This is a genomic window from Paenibacillus sp. JT31N7, from assembly GCF_059692095.1.
Map to the genome: position 1 here is coordinate 383,222 of NZ_JCAUAT010000003.1, position 16,417 is coordinate 399,638.

Here is a 16,417-nt window from a genome sequence, read left to right on the forward strand (position 1 = left end):
TTACAAACCTACCGGCTAACCAAAAATGACGTTCCAAGGAGAAATACAACGATGATACAGATCAGTGAAGCAGCATCAGAAAAAATCGCCGAAATCTTATCCAGTACTAATCCCCGAAATTCTTTCCTTAGAATAGGCGTTGATGAGGGGGGATGCAGCGGTTTATCCTATACGCTTATAGCGGATGAGCAGAAAACAGAAGGTGATATCTTATTAAATAAAGGTGAATTTAGTATAGTGGTTCATACGAATAGTATTCAATATTTGGAAGGTCTTCAAATTGATTATGAAGAAAGGGGGATGATAGGCGGTTTCACCTTGAATAACCCTCATGCAAGAGCTTCATGTGGATGTGGAGCTAGTTTCAGACTGGAAAATTACCGTGGGGAAGTTAAAAAATGTGATTAAAATACGGGGGAGAAAGCCTTATTAACGGATTGACGTATGTTCTTGTCGCGGGTTTAGGACATGAATATACGTCAATCATTTTTTGCGACAGGAAAATGACTGTATAATAAGCAGTGAAGCTTCTAAATGGGGCCATACAACAGATAATCTTTATCCGGTTTTGGCTATAATAAACGTGATGAAATCCTTCGGAAATAAGGAAGTGATAAACAATGAATGTTGAAATGGTTATGCAGGAACTTGAAAGTCTCGGCAAGGAACGAACTAAGAAAATTTACGTTTCCAATGGCGCGCACGAACCGCTCTTTGGTGTGGCTACAGGCGCAATGAAGCCCATGGCTAAGAAAATTAAAAAAAATCAGCCTTTGGCCGAGGAGCTTTACAACACGGGGAATTATGACGCCATGTACTTTGCCGGCGTAATCGCAGACCCGAAAGCAATGACTGCCGCGGATTTTGAGCGTTGGATAGATGCCGCGTATTTTTATATGCTGTCCGATTATGTGGTGGCCGTAACCTTGGCAGAAACAGATATTGCACAAGAAGTTGCGGATAAATGGATCGCAAGCGGCCAAGAGTTGAGAATGTCGGCGGGCTGGAGTTGTTACTGCTGGCTTTTGGGGAATCGGCATGACGGTGAATTTTCCGAAAGCAAACTTGCCGATATGCTTAAAATTGTAGAAGATACGATTCATGATGCTCCCGAAAGAGCTAAATACGCGATGAATAATTTTATTTATACCGTGGGGGTATCCTATTTGCCCCTCCATGATAAGGCAGTCGAGACCGCAAAGGCGGTAGGCCCGGTAGAAGTCAATCGGGACAAGACAAAAAGTAAGTTTCTACAAGTTTCCGAAAATATTCAAAAGGCCGTAAATAAAGGCCGACTTGGTTTCAAACGTAAATATGTAAGGTGTTAAGAAATAAGGCCGGGCACTACCTTTTTTTTCCTAAAGACAAGTAAACCAAGGCTAGGATCCATGCAACAAGCTGCAATTCTTTTGAGATAAATTTTAAAAGCCAGAAGGATGTAAACACGGTTGCCCAAGCCAAGTAGCGCAACATTTCTTTGCGTTCCCATTGTTTCCGGTTAACTAGAACATGAATGTACCCTATAGGCGGTGTTATAACACATAAAGCGAGTACAAAACCGTTTCTTAGGTACCATTTCTTCTTATGTTTGCTTTGTTCCGGCATAAACATCTCCTGTTCTTAGTTTGATTGACCTACCTTGCTCCTCCTGGACTGCGGTGTTTTTTTGGCAGGCGGCGCCTGGTTCAACTGACGCATCCAATTATGGTCCGAAAGTCTCCTTCTATAAAAGGGGGCTTTTTTTCTGCCGCCAAATCCCGTATATTTTTCAAAAGGAGTAAAGGAGCTGCCCGTATGAAGGAAGAACTGCGCGAACTGAATGTGGAGGAAGGCTCGGACATCTTTGAAATGACGCGTGAGATCGGTTTGGGAGCAAACGGCTTCGTAAACAGCTTTTACAGCGAAACCCGGGACGAGTTTCATAATCTGCTTGTCAAAAATTATAACATGGCGCGGGCCAAACAGCTGCCGGAAGGGCTCGTCCCTCAAACGGTTTATTGGCTTTATGTGGACGGCAGGCCCGTCGGATACGGGAAAATGCGGCACGCGCTGAACGTCCAGCTGAAAAAGCGGGGCGGCCATATCGGCTATGTTATCCGCCCTTCGGAGCGGGGCAAAGGCTACGCGAAGCTGCTGCTGCAGCTCCTTCTTCGGGAAGCGGCCGGCAAAGGCATACGTGAGGCGCTGCTGACCTGCAACGAAGATAACGCGCCTTCGCGCCGTGTGATCGAAAGCTGCGGAGGCGTTCTGCAGGACAACATCGACGGCATTTGCCGGTACCACGTTCCCGCCGGGCGGGTGCTGGGATCAACCGGCACGTAGATGATTTACCGGACGCGTAGACCGGGCCGACCGGTGGAGCGGGTAAGCCGCTTGCCGTTCCCGGTATGTTCCGCCCATAATAATACCCTCCATCCCGAATAAGCGGATGGAGGGTATTCGTGTTATTTCGCCTTCGCGAACCTGCCCGGCACGTCGGCGGAGGCGGTCCGGCTCGTCGTGCTTTCGTTATGCAGCCGGTCCAGCGCGGTCACGACGTAACGCAGGGGCTTCCCGGCCGGGGCGGCACGGTCGGTGAACGTCTGGGCCCCGCTTCCGCCGCTGCGGACGGTGCCGATCAGACGTGCGGCCTCGGAGCCGCTTCCTTCCGCGCGGTAGACGGCGTAGTAGGCCGGGTTCCCGCCGCCGTCGCGCCAGTCCAGCCGGACGCCGTCCGCCGTGCTCTCGGCGGAGAGAGCCTTCGGCGGCTGAGGCGCCGCGCTTCCCAGCCAAGGCATGGGCGGCACCAGCGCCGGGCTGGCATACAGCTCCGTGTTCAGCCGGTCACGGAAGCCGAGCGGATTGCGGCGGATATCCTTGAGGCTGAACAGGATGCTGCCGCTGATTTTGCCGGCGCTGCGGGCGTTGAACTTGAGCTGATCCGGCAGCTCGTCGGGGTTTTGCCAGCCCGGCGGGTCCTGCTGGCCGATTTTGAAGGGCGCGTGCCCGATGTACAGTTGGACCGGCTTGCCCTCGGTTTCTTTGATCCACCAGTCGGCCAGCTTATCGTAGGCCGCCGGCTTGAAGCCGAAGTTCCAATACAGCTGCGGAGCGATATAATCGACCCAGCCGGCGTTGATCCACGCTCTCGTATCCGCAAAAAGCGTGTCGTAATTCGTAGTACCCGCCGTCGTTTCCGATCCGGTCGGGTCCGCATTCTGGTTGCGCCATACGCCGAACGGAGAAATGCCGAATTTGACGTAGGGCTTTTCCTTTTTGATGGCGGCATGAATAGATTCAACGAGCCGGTTAACGTTATCCCTGCGCCAATTGGGCTTGGAGCCGAACTCCGATTTACCATATTTCCGGTAAGCGGAATCGTCGGGAAAATCTTTGCCTTTCTCGGGATACGGATAAAAATAATCGTCGAGATGAACCGCGTCGATATCGTACTTCCGGACGACTTCGGTAATGCCGGCCACGACAAAATCCCTGACCTCCGGGACACCGGGGTTGTAATACTGGGTTCCCGCGTAAGACGCGACCCAGTCGCGGTGCTTTAGAGCCGGGTGATCGGCGGCCAGCTTGCCGGCGTCTTTCGTTTTGCCGATTCGGTAGGGGTTGAACCAGGCGTGGAATTCCAGGTTGCGCTTGTGCGCCTCTTCGACCATAAAGGCGAGCGGGTCGTACCCGGGGGACTGGCCCTGCCTGCCCGTCAGAATATCCGACCAGGGGCCGTACTCGGAAGGATAGAGAGAGTCCGCGTTGGGCTTGACCTGCACGATGACGGCGTTCATTCCGACACTCTTGGCTTCGTCCAGCATGGCGACGAACTCCTGCTGTTGTCTGGCGGGGGACAGCCCCTGGCTCGACGGCCAGTCGATGTTCCAGGCCGTGGCGATCCAGACGGCCCGGAGCTGCCGTGGGGCGGATAAAGCTTGGTTTTCCGCCTGTGTAATCGAACCTGCCTTGGAGCCTGCAGCGCTCAGTGTTTCGGCAAGAAGCGATTTCCGGTCCCCCAGGGAGCCGGTAAGAAGCACGAGCAAGGCTGCTGTAAAGGCTAATGCGACCAGTGCGGCGATGTGCTTTTTGTTCATAAGTGAAGACATCCTCCTTGCAGGTGATACCCCATTCTATGAGGGGAAAACCGACTCTATGACGAAAAAAGCCGAAGGAAGGGATGCTAGAGTGTTCACAAAGCTGCAATATACGATGTGATTGGAATCACTAGGGGAAGGGGTGTGATTTTTTATACTGTAAGCAAGAACGAAGACGAAGGGGAGATTAATCATGTTGAAACCCGAAACGATCGAAATCATTAAGTCCACCATACCGGTGCTGGAAGTGCACGGAAAAGCCATTACGACCCGTTTTTACGAAAAGTTGTTCGAAAGCCACCCGGAGCTGCTGAATCTGTTTAACCACGGCAATCAGAAGCAGGGCCGGCAGCAGACGGCTCTGGCCAACGCGGTGTATGCGGCCGCCGTTCATATCGACCGGCTTCATGAAATCATGCCGGCCGTCAAGGGGATCGCCCATAAACACCGGAGTCTCGGAGTTACGCCGGACCAATATCCGATCGTCGGCGAGAATTTGCTCGGCGCGATTTCCGAGGTGCTGGGCGATGCGGCGACGCCGGAGATTCTCGGCGCCTGGGAAGAGGCATACTCCGTAATCGCCGCGGCTTTTATCGGCGTGGAGACGGAAATGGCGGATGAGGCGCTCCATCAGCCGGGAGGCTGGGCGGGATTCCGGAAGTTTACGGTGCGGAGGAAAACGGCGGAAAGCGGGAACATCACGTCGGTTTACCTGGTGCCGGAGGACGGGGGAGCGCTGGCGGCTTTCGAGCCGGGTCAGTATGTGACCGTGCAGATGAAAATCCCCGGACGGGAACATCTCGTGAACCGGCAGTACAGCTTGTCGGACCGTCCGGGACAGCCTTATTACCGGATTTCGGTGAAGAAGGAGCCGGGCATGGATACCCGCGAGCCGGGAGTCGCTTCGACTTATCTGCACGAAGCCGTGCGGGAAGGCGACACACTTCTGCTCTCCGCTCCCGCCGGCGACTTTACGCTGGACCGTTCCGCGGATACGCCGGTCGTGCTCCTGTCCGCTGGTGTAGGCTTAACTCCGCTGATGAGCATGCTGAGAACGATTCGGGCCGAGCAGCCGGCGCGGTCCGTTGCTTTCATCCACAGCGCTGCCGACGGCGGGCTGCACGCCATGAAGGATGCGATGAAGGACGAGGGGATTGCCTCGGCGGCCGAAACCTGTCTGCGCACGCATATTTGCTACACACAGCCGACGGACGAAGACAAAGCCGCGGGCGCCTTCCATTCGGAGGGCCGGCTGACGGCGGAGAAGCTGAAGGAAATAACGGCGGAATCCGGCGAGCATGCCGACTATTATATTTGCGGCCCCGTATCGTTTATGCGTGACATGATCGGGTACTTGCAGGAGTCCGGCGTTCCGGCGGAATCTCTCCACTATGAATTTTTCGGACCGTCCCTTAACCTGTAAAAAAGAAAACGGGTCCGCCTCTATGGCGGACCTGTTCTTTCGGCGCTCAGCGCCCCTTCCGGAGAAGCCGGTTGACCGTTTCGCGGCGCAGACCGACAAGCTGTCCGATCTCTTCCTGGGTCAGCACATCGCCAAGCGGAATGTCCCCGACATAGCGGGCGAACCACTGGCCGAGCAGCTCGATTTTGCGGGCGGGAGTGAGCGCGGTAAGCTGGTCGATGCGCTGCTGCATCGCTCTCAGCTTGTCTTGCAGCACAAGGGCGGCGTCCCGGTAGCGCAGGGGGTTCTCTTGAAGCTCCGCGTACCACTCCGCGGCCGGAATGACCTCGACTTCGCTTGTGATGAGAGCAATCGCCGTCCCGTGGTATTCTTTGGGCGTGAGCAGGGAATGGTGGGGAATCAGCTCCCCGGGGTTCAGGATGTTGAACAGAAACTGTTCCCCGTTCTCCTGAAGGCGCACGACCTTGAAGAGACCGCTTCGGATGCGGAACAAGGGACCTTGTTCGCCCTGCCGGAACAGGATTTCACCTTTATGCAGAATCATCCGGACCCCCGCCTTTCTTTTTGTTCATAGAAATGTAGAAAGAATGTACCGTTTTCGCCCAGATTCCGGTTATAATCGAGGAAGGATCTTTACAGGATACCGGAAAACCAATCTTATCGAGGTGGAAAACGTCGTGGCAACAACTTCTTTGGACGCGTTAACAACCGGCATGTTCGTAACGAGCCTGCTGCTGATCCTTTTTATCGGGTCGATGGTCAGCATGAGCATCATGCGGTTTTTTCAGAAAAAGAAAGTCCAGGGGACCGTCTACCTCGTAGTCGGTCTGGCGGCTCTCGTTACGTTCATCGTCATGGCTTCGGGATGGAGCTCGTGACCGTGCGGCTTCGTGTTAAAAAATTCGCCTGCCCGTCTTCCGAAAAGGAAGCGCGGACAGGCGTTTTTTTATGCCGGAAAAGAGAGCTGCGGCAAGCGGGTAAACCGGGTTCGCCCGCAGATTCCGTTACTTGTTCATAACCTGCAAAACTTCGTACAGGAGAAAGAGCAGCGCAATGACGTATAGGGTCGCGGAAACCTGGCGGCCTTTACCGGCCGCAAGCTTCACGACCGGGTAAGCGATAAAGCCCAGCGCGATTCCGTCGACGATGCTGTAAGTCAGCGGGATCAGCGCGATCACGAGAAAAGCGGGAAACGCTTCGCTGAAATCCTCGAAAGGGATCGCTTTTATGCTGCCGAGCATAAGCGAGCCGAGGATAATCAGCACGGGCGCTATCGCGCTGTCCGGAATGGCCTGAAGCAGCGGCACCGCAAAGTAGGAGCCGAGAAACAGCACGCCGGTGAACACGGCGGTCAGCCCCGTGCGTCCGCCGGAAGCGATTCCGGCCGAGCCTTCGACCGCGGATACGGTCGGACTCGAGCCGAGCAGTCCGGCGGCCATGTTCGACACGGCCGTGGCTTGAAACGCGCGGCGGTAGGTGTCCGGGCGCCCGAAGCTGGCCGTCTGGCTGTGGATCAGGCCGAGGTTTTCGAAGACGATGACCATCGCCATCGAGAAGGCCGCGATCCAGAACGGCAGCGTCCAGAGGCTCCCGAAGGAGAGCGCGCCGAAGACGGCGGCGGCATCGCGAAGCCCGAACCCCGGGGCTTCCGCAGCCGGGTTTACCAGGCCGAGCAGCCAGGCGACGGCGGTTCCGAACACGATGGCGATGAGGAAGCTGCCGTTCACGCCGCGGACGTACAGAACGGTCATGAGGGCGAGCGTCAGCAGGGTCACGACCGCTTCGGGACTGCCGAGATCGCCCAGCGCAACAAACGTCGAGGCGCTTGGCACGACGATTCCGCTTTTTTGCAGGCCGATAAACGTCAGGAACAGCCCGATACCGACCCCGATGGCTTCTTTCAGCGTATGCGGAACCGATTGCGAGATCCGCCCGGCCAGCCCGGTGAAGGCGACCAGGCAGAAGAGAAGCCCCGAGATGAAGACGGCCGCAAGCGCTTCCTGCCACGATAGTCCCATTGTATGCACGACGGTGTACGTGAACAGGGCGTTGATTCCCATGCCCGGCACGATAATGAGCGGTGTGTTGCTCCACCAGCCGATCAGCCAGCAGCCGACGAATGAAGTGGCGATGGTGGCGATCATTCCCGCTTGAACGGGAATTCCGGCATCCGCAAGAATCGCGGAATTGACAATAATAATGTAGACGCTGGTCACGAATGAAACCAATCCGGCCATGAGCTCGCGGCGCACGGTCGTTCCGTGGGCCTCAAGCCCGAACCGGCGATCGAGAAAACGTACCAACATTCATCCTTCTTTCTGAAGTATCCCTCGGCCCACCCTCGAAACGCCGGGTATGTAAATCCGTATCCGTTTCGCTTGAATCATTATAACCAGAAACACCCAAGGAAGCTACCGTTATTGTGTTAGTATGCAGCTTTCTCCGCAAAGTATCGCAAAGTATCGCAAAGCATCGCAAAGCATCGCACAGGGAGGCTTACGCTCTCTAATCGCGGCCGATCGAACAGAATCGACACGACCCGGATCATCCGCATCGTCCTGAACGCAGAAGCTTTGTATGACGATCACCCAAAGTCCTATCGCAGTCCAAGATCATATCATCGTATCGGTTCCGGTTGAGAAATAGTGACGGATGAAGTCGCGGAATTTTTGCGCGGCTTTGGATAAATAACGTTTCTCGTGCCAAGCGAGCTGGTAAGAGCTTAAACAGACGGGGTCCGATATCGGGATCCGGACCATGAGAGCCGTCGGCGGCTCTTCGCTGCGGTTGCAGGCTCCTACGAAGGCGACGCCAAGTCCTGCGTGGACGAGAGCCGCTTTGGCCGAAGGTTCGTTTACTTCGCACACGAAATCGGGCGTCATGCCCGCCTGCCGGAACAAAGCGTCGTCCCTTTTACGGAAGACGTGCTCCTTTTTGTACCCGATAAAAGGCTCCCCGGCCGCTTCACTTAAAGCGATGCTCGTGCGGTCCGCCAACCGGTGCCCCGGCGGCACGGCCAGAAAAACTTCTTCGCTGAGGACAGGCTCCTCGACGATTCCGGTCTGGCCGACCGGATAAGCGGTGAAGCAGAAATCCGCCTCCCCGCTTTCGAGCATACCGCCCAAATCTTCCGTGGGCGCCTGCGTGAGACGGAGGCGGACATCGGGATACAGCCTGAGGAACTCGCCCAACGGACCCGACAGCCGGTTAAGGATCGGCGAAGCGATGGAGATGCTCCCCTGCTCCATACCGGACAGATCCGCCACTTCCTTCCGGCCTTCTTCCAGCGCGGTCAGGGCAATCTCCGTTTTTTTCAGGAAGGCTCTGCCGAACGTGTTCAGGCTGATCTTGCGCCCTTGTCGGTCGAACAAAGGCACGCCCAAATCTTCTTCGAGACGGGCAATCGTTTTGCTCAGCGCCGGCTGGGCGATATGAAGCTCTGCGGCGGCTTTGGTCATGTGCTCGAGCCTGGCGACTGTACGGAAATATTGGAGCTGCAAAATTTCCATATGCTCCTCCTCTTATATACTCAATGGAATGAGTGCTATGCGATAAGATGTATTTTTTATTATCAGGCCTCCATTATAAAATACGGGTACGGGGGCCGGCAACCACGCTCCCGTGAAGATCCGGCTATCATTGGGTCCGTCGGCTATGGCAAGGATTCGGTAGCCCGTAACACAGAAGGAACCTTCCTTTGGCATCCGCCGAGCATGCGGTGAAATCGGTGGGCGCGAAGCTCTCAGCGCGCGTTGCTCGGCATCACATGACGGATTGTCTGAAAGCCTGAAAGTTTGAAAGACGAAATTCATTGAACACAGGTTTATTAGAAGCTGAAAAGCTGCGCTGCAAAGGGCCGTTTCTGCATATGCGGCCTTATAAAGAGGAGGAGATAAGGATGAAAGCAATGGGGTTTACCAAGTTCGGTCCGCCGGAGGTTCTGGAGCGGCTGGAGATTGCAGCGCCGCAGGCAGGCGAAGGAGAAGTGAGAGTGCGGATCAAGGCGGCGGGCGTCCAGCCGGTAGATTGTGCGATCCGTACGGGATTTCAGCCCCAGGGCGTTCCCGTCGCTTTGCCTCACGTGACCGGAGGCGAGTTTGCCGGTATCGTGGATCAGGCGGGGAGCGGCGTCACCGCGTTTATTCCCGGAGACGAGGTGCTCGGCTACCGCATGCAGTACACGTACGCCGAATATGTCGTCGTCCCTCAGGATCAGCTTGTGCGGAAGCCGGACGCTATGCCGTGGGAGGCAGCGGGGGGCCTGTCGGGAGCGGGGCAGACGGCTCTCACGGCGCTTGAAGAGCTGGCCGTCGGCCCCGGCGATACGCTGTTGATCAACGGGGCCGCAGGCGGAGTGGGAACGGTTGCGGTACAGGCCGCCCGGGCGAAGGGGGCAACCGTGATCGGGACGGCCAGCCCCGCCAACCACGACTATTTGCGCTCGATTGGGGCCATTCCGGTCACGTATGGACCGGGACTTGCCGAGAGAGTGCGGGCACACGCCCCGGGAGGAGTGGACGCCGCTCTGGACGCGGGGGGAGCCGATGGGCTGCTTGCGGCGGTGGAACTTGTCCCCGACCGGAACCGGATAGCGACGACGGTCGCATTCGAGCTTACCGGCGAACTCGGCGTCCGCTGGATCCGCAGCAGGCGGTCGGCGGAGCGGCTGTCCGAGCTGGTTGAGCTGTATGTCAGGGGACAGCTTTCCATCCATGTGCGGAAAACATTCCCTTTGAGCCAAGCCGCCGAAGCGCACAGGGAGATGGAGATCGGCCACGGCCGCGGAAAAATCGTGCTGATCATGGAGGATTGATTTGCCGGCGCATGCTAAAAGTCTGTTGAGTCATTCAACAGGCTTTTGGAGTGAATAAAAAAGCTCTGTCCCGCAGGGGGACAGAGCTTTTCTCCGTTGAGAGCTTGACTAGGTTGAGCCGTAAATCGGGATCAGTTCATATTGATCCAGACACTTTTGACTTCGCAGTAATTGTTCAGCGCGTAGGATCCCATCTCGCGTCCGATGCCGGACTGCTTGTAGCCGCCGAACGGAGAAGCCGCGTCGAACACGTTGTAGCAGTTGACCCAGACGGTGCCCGCACGGAGCTTGTTTGCGACGTAGTGGGCGTTTTTGACGTTTTCCGTCCACAGCCCGGCAGCCAGTCCGTAATCCGTATCGTTGGCGCGGGCGATCACATCGTCCAGATCCTCGAAAGGCAGGGCCGTTACGACGGGTCCGAATATTTCTTCCTTGGCGATGGTCATGCTGTCCTGGACGCCGGCAAAAACCGTGGGCGCCACGAAGTAGCCTTCTTCGAACGGGTTCGTCCCTCCCGTCAGCAGCTCGGCTCCTTCCTCCAGACCGCGCTCGATATAGCCGAGCACGCGGTTCTGCTGCTCCTCGGATACGAGCGGCCCGATCTGGGTGTCGGGGCTCAGCCCCGCGCCCTGCTTGAGCTTGCGGGAATACAGCACCAGGTCGGCGACGACGTTGTCGAACATCTTCTTCTGGATGAACAGGCGGGAGCCCGCACAGCAGACCTGCCCCTGGTTGAACATAATCCCCGAAAGCGCCCCCGGAATGGCCCGGGACAAGTCGGCATCGGGGAGGATGATGTTCGGGGATTTCCCGCCCAGCTCCAGCGTCACCCGCTTGAGGCGATCCGCGGCCTGCCGCATGATCGAGCGGCCGACTTCCGTGGAGCCGGTGAAGGCGATCTTGTCGACCTGCGGGTGATTGACGAGCGCCTGTCCCGCCGTTTCGCCGTAACCCGGCACGATGTTGACCACGCCCGGCGGGAAGCCCGCTTCCTGGATCAGCCCGGCGAGATAGAGGGCCGAGAGCGGCGTCTGCTCGGCCGGCTTAAGCACGACGGTGCAGCCGGCAGCCAGCGCGGCGCCGAGCTTCCACATCGCCATGAGCAGGGGGAAGTTCCACGGGATAATCTGCCCGACAACACCGACCGGCTCATGGCGCGTGTAGTTGAAATACCCGCCGCTGACGGGGATCGTCTGGCCGACGATTTTCGTGGACCAGCCGGCGAAGTAGCGGAGATGCTCGACGGCCAGCGGCAGATCGGCGGCACGCGTCTCCACGATCGGCTTGCCGTTGTCGAGCGTTTCGAGCTGGGCGAGTTCCTCCAGGTTGTCTTCGACGAGATCGGCCAGCCGGTAAATGAGCCGGCTCCGTTCCGCGGCGTTCAGGGTCGACCAGGGGCCTTCGTCGAAAGCGCGCCTGGCGGCTTTTACGGCCAGATCGATATCTTCTTCGGTCGCCTCGCTCACGACCGCCAAAATATCGCCCGTTGCCGGGTTGGGGGTCGTAAAGGTGCGCCCGTAAACGGAATCGACAAATTCTCCGTCGATGAAAAGCCGCTTCGTTCCGTTCAGGAACCGCTGGATTTTGGGTCGGACCGTCAGGATCAGTTCGTTCATTTCACACATGCCTCCTTAGGAAAGGTATTATGCTCGGCTCATCTCTCATAGCTTGTCATCCGTGATATTGTATCTATATCAAACTAGCGCGGAAAATATGACAGGAAGCTTGCAAAGTTTCCGGGTCTATCCCGCTGCGGAGTGAACATGATAAAATAATGGGACCCCGTGAAAAGGGAAGAAAAGCAGCCGGCCTGCCAGGCGGGCGTGCAAAAGATTTGCCGAGGAAAGGGAGGTTGGGATCATGCTGCTCAGCCGGGATCAGAAAGAGCTTATTTTGGCGGTATTGAAGAAGGAAAATAAAAGGATGCTTTCGGGCCATAAAGGGCCGCTGCTTAAAAAGACCATCGCCGATTTCGAGCAGGCGCTCCGCAATGAAGCGATTAACGAAAAGCGTTAAGCCGGAAAAATTCCCCCTTAACGCACAAAAAAGATCCCGGGCGGGATCTTTTTCGCGGGGCCGTATGTAAGAGGCCTGACAAATCATTGATGATTGAGTTTTAATAGAGAGACAAGGCAAGCGTATCGCTTTCGCGGCGGGAATGCAGAATCGCTTCCGTTCCCTCGATTTCGATGGAGATAAGGTTCTCCAGACACGTCTTTACAGCGCGTTTTCCGTTGTTCCACTTCGCTTCCAGGGCAATTTTCAATAAGCTTAATGCTTTTTTGCTCGCTTCTGTATAAAAGACGGGTATTTTTTGATTATTGAATACGATAATGGTTTTCATGTGATTTCTACCTCCTGTAAGATAGATCAATCTTTGAAAATAGTATAAATTACGAATATTAAAGGAAACTTAAAAAAACGATAGATTTTGCAATTTTTTTTTGGGAATGATCAACCTCCGCCACAGAATGTTTGAAATTTAGGTGGAAAATCGTTTGTTTTCATAAATGTAAAGTCAAAAATGAGGAGTTTGCCGGTCAATCTGCAAAGATCCACTTCCTACTAAACCGTTTTTCATAATATGAAACGAAATATGTTTCAGAAAAGTTTTGCTTAATGTTCAATTCCTTGGAGGTTTTAAAATGAGAACACCTATATTTTACGGTTCCGTTCATGTTTTTCTGTCCCGCAATGGGGAAACGCTTCTATTAAAGAGAAAAAATACGGGGTTCGCGGACGGGAAGTGGAGTGTCGTGGCCGGAAGAATCGACGGCGGAGAAGAAGTGAAAGCGGCTGCCGTACGGGAAGCGAAGGAAGAGGCGGGAATTGACATCCGGCCCGAGGATCTGGAAATCACCGGCATCATGCACCGCAAAAACACGAATTCCGAATGGATCGACTTTTTCCTGAGGGCGCGCAGCTGGCAGGGCGAGATCGGCAACATGGAACCCCATAAGTGCGAAGAGCTCCGCTGGTTCCCGGAGGACGGGCTTCCCGCCGAGATGGTGCCCTATGTACGCGAGGCGCTTTTGAACCGGCAGGAGAACCTCTGGTTCGAGAGCTTCGGCTGGGCGGCCGATCCTGCTCGGGTATGATTGCCGCGGGAAGACCGGGTGGCTTATGGTGTTTTGAGCGCCCATGCACAGCGGAGAGGGTCGCGCCTTTCCCTGATAAAATTACTTTAAAAAAGCTATGCTTTTGTTGTTTGTTTTTTATGGGAAAATCATGTGTTAGTTGCTTCAGGGTCAGGTATATTTATAACATAGGAAATCGAGAGAGAGACACGAACACCGGAAAACACTCCATTCAGCAGCCATCGGCTTTTATAGCCCGGCTGCTTTTTTGTTTCGCCGGATCATCCGAAGGCTCTCCCGATTACCTGACCCAAAAATCCGCCTGTAACCGCCCAGCCGGTCACGACGGATTTTTAACGATTGAAAGGAGGCGGTGAATACGAAAACACACCGCGATGAATGGAGGCAGCGGCTTCGGCTGGAAGGCGTCCCGAACTGCAACCGTGGAGGTGAAGGCCAATGAGCACGAGCATGCTGCTCCAGACGCTTAAGAGCTTCGTGGAACAATCGGTGCGGGACAGCGGAGCGGGCGAAAGGCCCGTGACCGTCCATGTCGGCTGGCTTCCCGGAGCCGAAAGGTTTCCGCCGGCCAAGCTGGACGAGCCCGCGGAACCGCTGCCGGAGGGCTTGTTTCCTTTTGTCCTGCTCCGGGCGTTGGAAGGGCAGGACGGGAATGAGGAAGGCTCCGTCAAGGTCCGGCTTCATTTCGGAACCTCCTCGACCGACCCGTTCGGTTATGCCGACGTGCTGAATCTGATCGAGAAAGTACGCCAGGCCGTTCTTAAGAAGGAAATCATCGGCGGGATGTTCGAGCTTCAGCGACCGCTGAAATGGAAGCTTGCCAATACGCAGGCTTACCCGCAGTGGACGGCCGAAATGGTCACCGAATGGAACGTACCGGCGCCGGTACGTGAAGATCTGATCTACGACTAGATCGTAGAGACGCAAGAGAGCGCAGCAGCTTCAGGTTTTAAGGATTAATAGTTCCACCCAAACCAATTTGTCAACATTCGAAGGGAGATTATTAACTATGTCAGAACGTCACGGTATTTATACAAGCGAGGTGCCTTTCTCGGTCATGACCCCGGTATCCCCGCAGGCGACCATTCCGGTCGTATTCGGTACGGCGCCCGTTCATCTGTCGAAGCTGGCCGCAGCGCCGGTGAATACGCCGGTCCTTTGCAAAAGCTGGGATGAAGCGGTGGACGCTTTCGGCTACTCGGAAGACTGGGAGTCTTACACGCTGAGCGAATTCATGTACTCGCATTTCCGCTTGTACAAGCAGGCGCCGGTTGTGCTGGTCAACATTCTCGATCCGGCCGAGCACAAAACGTCCGCCGCTCCGTCCGAAGCGATGGTGACAGCGGGAATGGCCGTACTGAGTGCGGAGGGTATTTTGCCTTCAAGCGTAACGGTTCAATCCGCAGACGGCACGACGACTTACAACAAAGAGAAAGATTACACGCTGGCTTTTGATAAAAAAGGCCGTCCGACGCTCTCCGTTGTGAAAGGCGGCGCCATCAGTCCGGCCGCAACCGCGCTGAAAGTCGGCTACGACAAGCTGGACCGCTCCAAAGTGACGGCAGCCGATCTTATCGGCGGTACGGACGCGGCTACAGGCGAAGTGACCGGGCTCGATCTGATCAAGCAGGTTTTCCCGCGCTTTCAGCTCGTTCCGACGCTTGTGCTCGCTCCGGGCTTCTCGCACGACCCGCAAGTCGCATCCGTTCTGGCCGCTAAAGCGGAAAGCATCAACGGTCATTTCAAAGCGATGGCGCTGACCGATCTGCCTGCAGACCGAACTTTCACGGACCTTGCCGTTTTCAAGAAAGAAAACGGGTATGTCAGCGAGCGTCAAATCGCCGCTTATCCGAACGTGACCAAGGACGGCCGTACGTACCGCTTCTCCACGCACCTCGCCGGCGTCATGTGCCGGACCGATCTGGAGAGCGATGGTGTACCGCACCGCTCGCCGTCCAACAAACTGCTCCAAGCCGACGGAACGGTACTGGACAACGGCACCGAGCTTCCGCTTGGACCGGACGAGGCCGAATATTTGAACAATCAAGGCATCTTCACCGCGCTGAACTTTGTCGGAGGCTGGAAGACTTGGGGCAACCGTACGGCCGCTTTCCCGGAAGTTACGGACCCGCAGAATGCGTTTATTCCGGTCCGCCGCATGTTCGACTGGATCCAGAATTCGGTCATCCTGACGTACTGGAAGCATGTCGATGACCCCGCCAACAAACGTCTGGTTGAATCCGTGACGGATTCCCTGAACATCTGGATGAACGGTCTTCAGGCGAGCGGTTACATCCTCGGCGGCCGCGTCGAGTTTATCAAAGAAGAGAATCCCGCAGCCGATCTCATGAACGGCAAGCTGAAATTCCACATTTTCGTTACACCGCCGAGCCCGGCTCAGGAAATCCAATTCAAAATCGAATATGATGCGCAGTATCTCGGCGCCATCCAATCCTAAGGAGGAATTTCACAATGGCTAAACAAGTACGCGATAAAATTGTAGGGTATACGGTATATAAGAACGGAAGTCAGTTTCTGGGGGTAGCGACCGTTGAACTGCCCAGCCTCGAATATCTTTCCGAATCCGTAAAAGGAGCGGGTATCGCGGGTGAAGTCGAGAGCCCGACAATCGGCCAATTCGGTCCCATGACCTGTTCGCTGACCTGGAATACGATGGATCCGGCCGCTCTGGAGCTTCTTGCTCCCGAAGCGCATGCGCTCGATTTCCGCGCTTCCCAGCAATCCTATAATACGGGGACCGGTATTTACGCTACCGAGGGCGCCAAGATTACGGTCCGAGCTTTCCCTAAAACAGGTACGCTGGGCAGTCTCGAAGTCGGTGCGGCGATGGAAGGCTCCACCGAGTTTGAAGTCGTTTACCTGAAAGTGTCCGTAGGAGGCAAAGTTATGCTGGAAGTGGACAAATTCAACTACATTTTTGTCGTAAACGGGAAAGACCAGCTCGCATCCGTCCGCGCGGATCTCGCACTTTAATTCAAATCCATCT

Annotated in this window: 18 protein-coding genes; 11 read left to right on the plus strand and 7 right to left on the minus strand. The window is 55.6% G+C overall.

Annotation, left to right across the window (positions count from 1 at the left end; translation table 11 throughout):
• Window positions 1-51: 51 nt before the first annotated feature.
• Window positions 52-408 carry a HesB/IscA family protein gene (locus AC58P5_RS16310; protein ID WP_497388233.1) on the plus strand — a complete coding sequence of 119 codons (357 nt, stop codon included), beginning with the start codon at window positions 52-54 and terminating at the stop codon, window positions 406-408.
• A 212-nt stretch (window positions 409-620) separates the two neighbouring features.
• The gene (locus AC58P5_RS16315) at window positions 621-1,328 is read left to right on the plus strand and encodes a DNA alkylation repair protein (RefSeq protein WP_497388234.1); all 708 of its coding nucleotides are present in this window, start codon (window positions 621-623) and stop codon (window positions 1,326-1,328) included.
• A gap of 16 nt (window positions 1,329-1,344) precedes the next feature.
• Here AC58P5_RS16315 and AC58P5_RS16320 read toward each other — a convergent pair whose 3' ends face one another.
• Window positions 1,345-1,605, minus strand: a complete 261-nt coding sequence (locus tag AC58P5_RS16320) for a hypothetical protein (protein ID WP_497388236.1) — start codon at window positions 1,603-1,605, stop codon at window positions 1,345-1,347.
• 189 nt (window positions 1,606-1,794) lie between these two features.
• Here AC58P5_RS16320 and AC58P5_RS16325 point away from each other — a divergent pair, with 189 nt between their 5' ends.
• Window positions 1,795-2,322 (plus strand): GNAT family N-acetyltransferase, encoded by a 528-nt coding sequence (locus tag AC58P5_RS16325; RefSeq protein WP_497388238.1) that lies wholly within the window; start codon window positions 1,795-1,797, stop codon window positions 2,320-2,322.
• Window positions 2,323-2,444: 122 nt separating this feature from the next.
• On the opposite strand, the gene AC58P5_RS16330 is transcribed toward AC58P5_RS16325, so the two are convergent.
• On the minus strand, window positions 2,445-4,076 hold the full coding sequence (locus AC58P5_RS16330; protein WP_497388240.1) for a glycoside hydrolase family 10-like protein: 1,632 nt from the start codon (window positions 4,074-4,076) through the stop codon (window positions 2,445-2,447).
• Window positions 4,077-4,269: 193 nt separating this feature from the next.
• On the opposite strand from AC58P5_RS16330, the gene hmpA reads away from it, so the two are divergent.
• Complete coding sequence (hmpA, locus tag AC58P5_RS16335) at window positions 4,270-5,499, plus strand: NO-inducible flavohemoprotein (RefSeq protein ID WP_497388242.1); 1,230 nt, start codon at window positions 4,270-4,272, stop codon at window positions 5,497-5,499.
• Window positions 5,500-5,545: 46 nt separating this feature from the next.
• Here hmpA and AC58P5_RS16340 read toward each other — a convergent pair whose 3' ends face one another.
• Window positions 5,546-6,043, minus strand: coding sequence for a Crp/Fnr family transcriptional regulator (locus AC58P5_RS16340; RefSeq protein WP_497388244.1), 498 nt, complete (start codon window positions 6,041-6,043; stop codon window positions 5,546-5,548).
• Window positions 6,044-6,176: 133 nt separating this feature from the next.
• On the opposite strand from AC58P5_RS16340, the gene AC58P5_RS16345 reads away from it, so the two are divergent.
• Window positions 6,177-6,377, plus strand: a complete 201-nt coding sequence (locus AC58P5_RS16345; protein ID WP_009675561.1) for a hypothetical protein — start codon at window positions 6,177-6,179, stop codon at window positions 6,375-6,377.
• 126 nt (window positions 6,378-6,503) lie between these two features.
• Here the strand turns inward: AC58P5_RS16345 and AC58P5_RS16350 are convergent, their stop codons facing one another.
• Complete coding sequence (locus AC58P5_RS16350) at window positions 6,504-7,802, minus strand: NCS2 family permease (RefSeq protein ID WP_497389100.1); 1,299 nt, start codon at window positions 7,800-7,802, stop codon at window positions 6,504-6,506.
• 309 nt (window positions 7,803-8,111) lie between these two features.
• Window positions 8,112-9,008: a LysR family transcriptional regulator gene (locus tag AC58P5_RS16355; RefSeq protein WP_497388246.1), complete on the minus strand. Its 897-nt coding sequence runs from the start codon at window positions 9,006-9,008 to the stop codon at window positions 8,112-8,114.
• Window positions 9,009-9,397: 389 nt separating this feature from the next.
• Between AC58P5_RS16355 and AC58P5_RS16360 the strand changes: the two genes are divergently transcribed.
• On the plus strand, window positions 9,398-10,312 hold the full coding sequence (locus tag AC58P5_RS16360) for an NADP-dependent oxidoreductase (RefSeq protein ID WP_497388248.1): 915 nt from the start codon (window positions 9,398-9,400) through the stop codon (window positions 10,310-10,312).
• 131 nt (window positions 10,313-10,443) lie between these two features.
• Here the strand turns inward: AC58P5_RS16360 and AC58P5_RS16365 are convergent, their stop codons facing one another.
• Complete coding sequence (locus AC58P5_RS16365) at window positions 10,444-11,928, minus strand: aldehyde dehydrogenase family protein (RefSeq protein WP_497388250.1); 1,485 nt, start codon at window positions 11,926-11,928, stop codon at window positions 10,444-10,446.
• Window positions 11,929-12,172: 244 nt separating this feature from the next.
• On the opposite strand from AC58P5_RS16365, the gene AC58P5_RS16370 reads away from it, so the two are divergent.
• Window positions 12,173-12,328: a hypothetical protein gene (locus AC58P5_RS16370; RefSeq protein WP_218229909.1), complete on the plus strand. Its 156-nt coding sequence runs from the start codon at window positions 12,173-12,175 to the stop codon at window positions 12,326-12,328.
• A gap of 100 nt (window positions 12,329-12,428) precedes the next feature.
• Here AC58P5_RS16370 and AC58P5_RS16375 read toward each other — a convergent pair whose 3' ends face one another.
• Window positions 12,429-12,656, minus strand: coding sequence for a hypothetical protein (locus AC58P5_RS16375; RefSeq protein WP_009675610.1), 228 nt, complete (start codon window positions 12,654-12,656; stop codon window positions 12,429-12,431).
• A 301-nt stretch (window positions 12,657-12,957) separates the two neighbouring features.
• On the opposite strand from AC58P5_RS16375, the gene AC58P5_RS16380 reads away from it, so the two are divergent.
• From AC58P5_RS16380 to AC58P5_RS16395, 4 genes are all read left to right on the plus strand, one after another.
• Window positions 12,958-13,410 (plus strand): NUDIX hydrolase, encoded by a 453-nt coding sequence (locus AC58P5_RS16380; protein ID WP_497388253.1) that lies wholly within the window; start codon window positions 12,958-12,960, stop codon window positions 13,408-13,410.
• Between the two features lie 438 nt (window positions 13,411-13,848).
• Window positions 13,849-14,322 carry a hypothetical protein gene (locus tag AC58P5_RS16385; RefSeq protein ID WP_497388255.1) on the plus strand — a complete coding sequence of 158 codons (474 nt, stop codon included), beginning with the start codon at window positions 13,849-13,851 and terminating at the stop codon, window positions 14,320-14,322.
• Between the two features lie 97 nt (window positions 14,323-14,419).
• The gene (locus AC58P5_RS16390) at window positions 14,420-15,868 is read left to right on the plus strand and encodes a phage tail sheath family protein (protein WP_497388257.1); all 1,449 of its coding nucleotides are present in this window, start codon (window positions 14,420-14,422) and stop codon (window positions 15,866-15,868) included.
• A gap of 14 nt (window positions 15,869-15,882) precedes the next feature.
• Window positions 15,883-16,404: a phage major tail tube protein gene (locus tag AC58P5_RS16395; RefSeq protein ID WP_497388259.1), complete on the plus strand. Its 522-nt coding sequence runs from the start codon at window positions 15,883-15,885 to the stop codon at window positions 16,402-16,404.
• Window positions 16,405-16,417: the final 13 nt, after the last annotated feature.

What these genes read in the sequence shown, in the direction of transcription:
- AC58P5_RS16310 (WP_497388233.1), top strand. Translation starts at nt 52, where the DNA reads ATGATACAGATCAGTGAAGCAGCATCAGAAAAAATCGCCGAAATCTTA.
- AC58P5_RS16315 (WP_497388234.1), top strand. Translation starts at nt 621, where the DNA reads ATGAATGTTGAAATGGTTATGCAGGAACTTGAAAGTCTCGGCAAGGAA.
- AC58P5_RS16320 (WP_497388236.1), bottom strand. Translation starts at nt 1,605, where the DNA reads ATGCCGGAACAAAGCAAACATAAGAAGAAATGGTACCTAAGAAACGGT.
- AC58P5_RS16325 (WP_497388238.1), top strand. Translation starts at nt 1,795, where the DNA reads ATGAAGGAAGAACTGCGCGAACTGAATGTGGAGGAAGGCTCGGACATC.
- AC58P5_RS16330 (WP_497388240.1), bottom strand. Translation starts at nt 4,076, where the DNA reads ATGAACAAAAAGCACATCGCCGCACTGGTCGCATTAGCCTTTACAGCA.
- hmpA (WP_497388242.1), top strand. Translation starts at nt 4,270, where the DNA reads ATGTTGAAACCCGAAACGATCGAAATCATTAAGTCCACCATACCGGTG.
- AC58P5_RS16340 (WP_497388244.1), bottom strand. Translation starts at nt 6,043, where the DNA reads ATGATTCTGCATAAAGGTGAAATCCTGTTCCGGCAGGGCGAACAAGGT.
- AC58P5_RS16355 (WP_497388246.1), bottom strand. Translation starts at nt 9,008, where the DNA reads ATGGAAATTTTGCAGCTCCAATATTTCCGTACAGTCGCCAGGCTCGAG.
- AC58P5_RS16360 (WP_497388248.1), top strand. Translation starts at nt 9,398, where the DNA reads ATGAAAGCAATGGGGTTTACCAAGTTCGGTCCGCCGGAGGTTCTGGAG.
- AC58P5_RS16365 (WP_497388250.1), bottom strand. Translation starts at nt 11,928, where the DNA reads ATGAACGAACTGATCCTGACGGTCCGACCCAAAATCCAGCGGTTCCTG.
- AC58P5_RS16370 (WP_218229909.1), top strand. Translation starts at nt 12,173, where the DNA reads ATGCTGCTCAGCCGGGATCAGAAAGAGCTTATTTTGGCGGTATTGAAG.
- AC58P5_RS16375 (WP_009675610.1), bottom strand. Translation starts at nt 12,656, where the DNA reads ATGAAAACCATTATCGTATTCAATAATCAAAAAATACCCGTCTTTTAT.
- AC58P5_RS16380 (WP_497388253.1), top strand. Translation starts at nt 12,958, where the DNA reads ATGAGAACACCTATATTTTACGGTTCCGTTCATGTTTTTCTGTCCCGC.
- AC58P5_RS16385 (WP_497388255.1), top strand. Translation starts at nt 13,849, where the DNA reads ATGAGCACGAGCATGCTGCTCCAGACGCTTAAGAGCTTCGTGGAACAA.
- AC58P5_RS16390 (WP_497388257.1), top strand. Translation starts at nt 14,420, where the DNA reads ATGTCAGAACGTCACGGTATTTATACAAGCGAGGTGCCTTTCTCGGTC.
- AC58P5_RS16395 (WP_497388259.1), top strand. Translation starts at nt 15,883, where the DNA reads ATGGCTAAACAAGTACGCGATAAAATTGTAGGGTATACGGTATATAAG.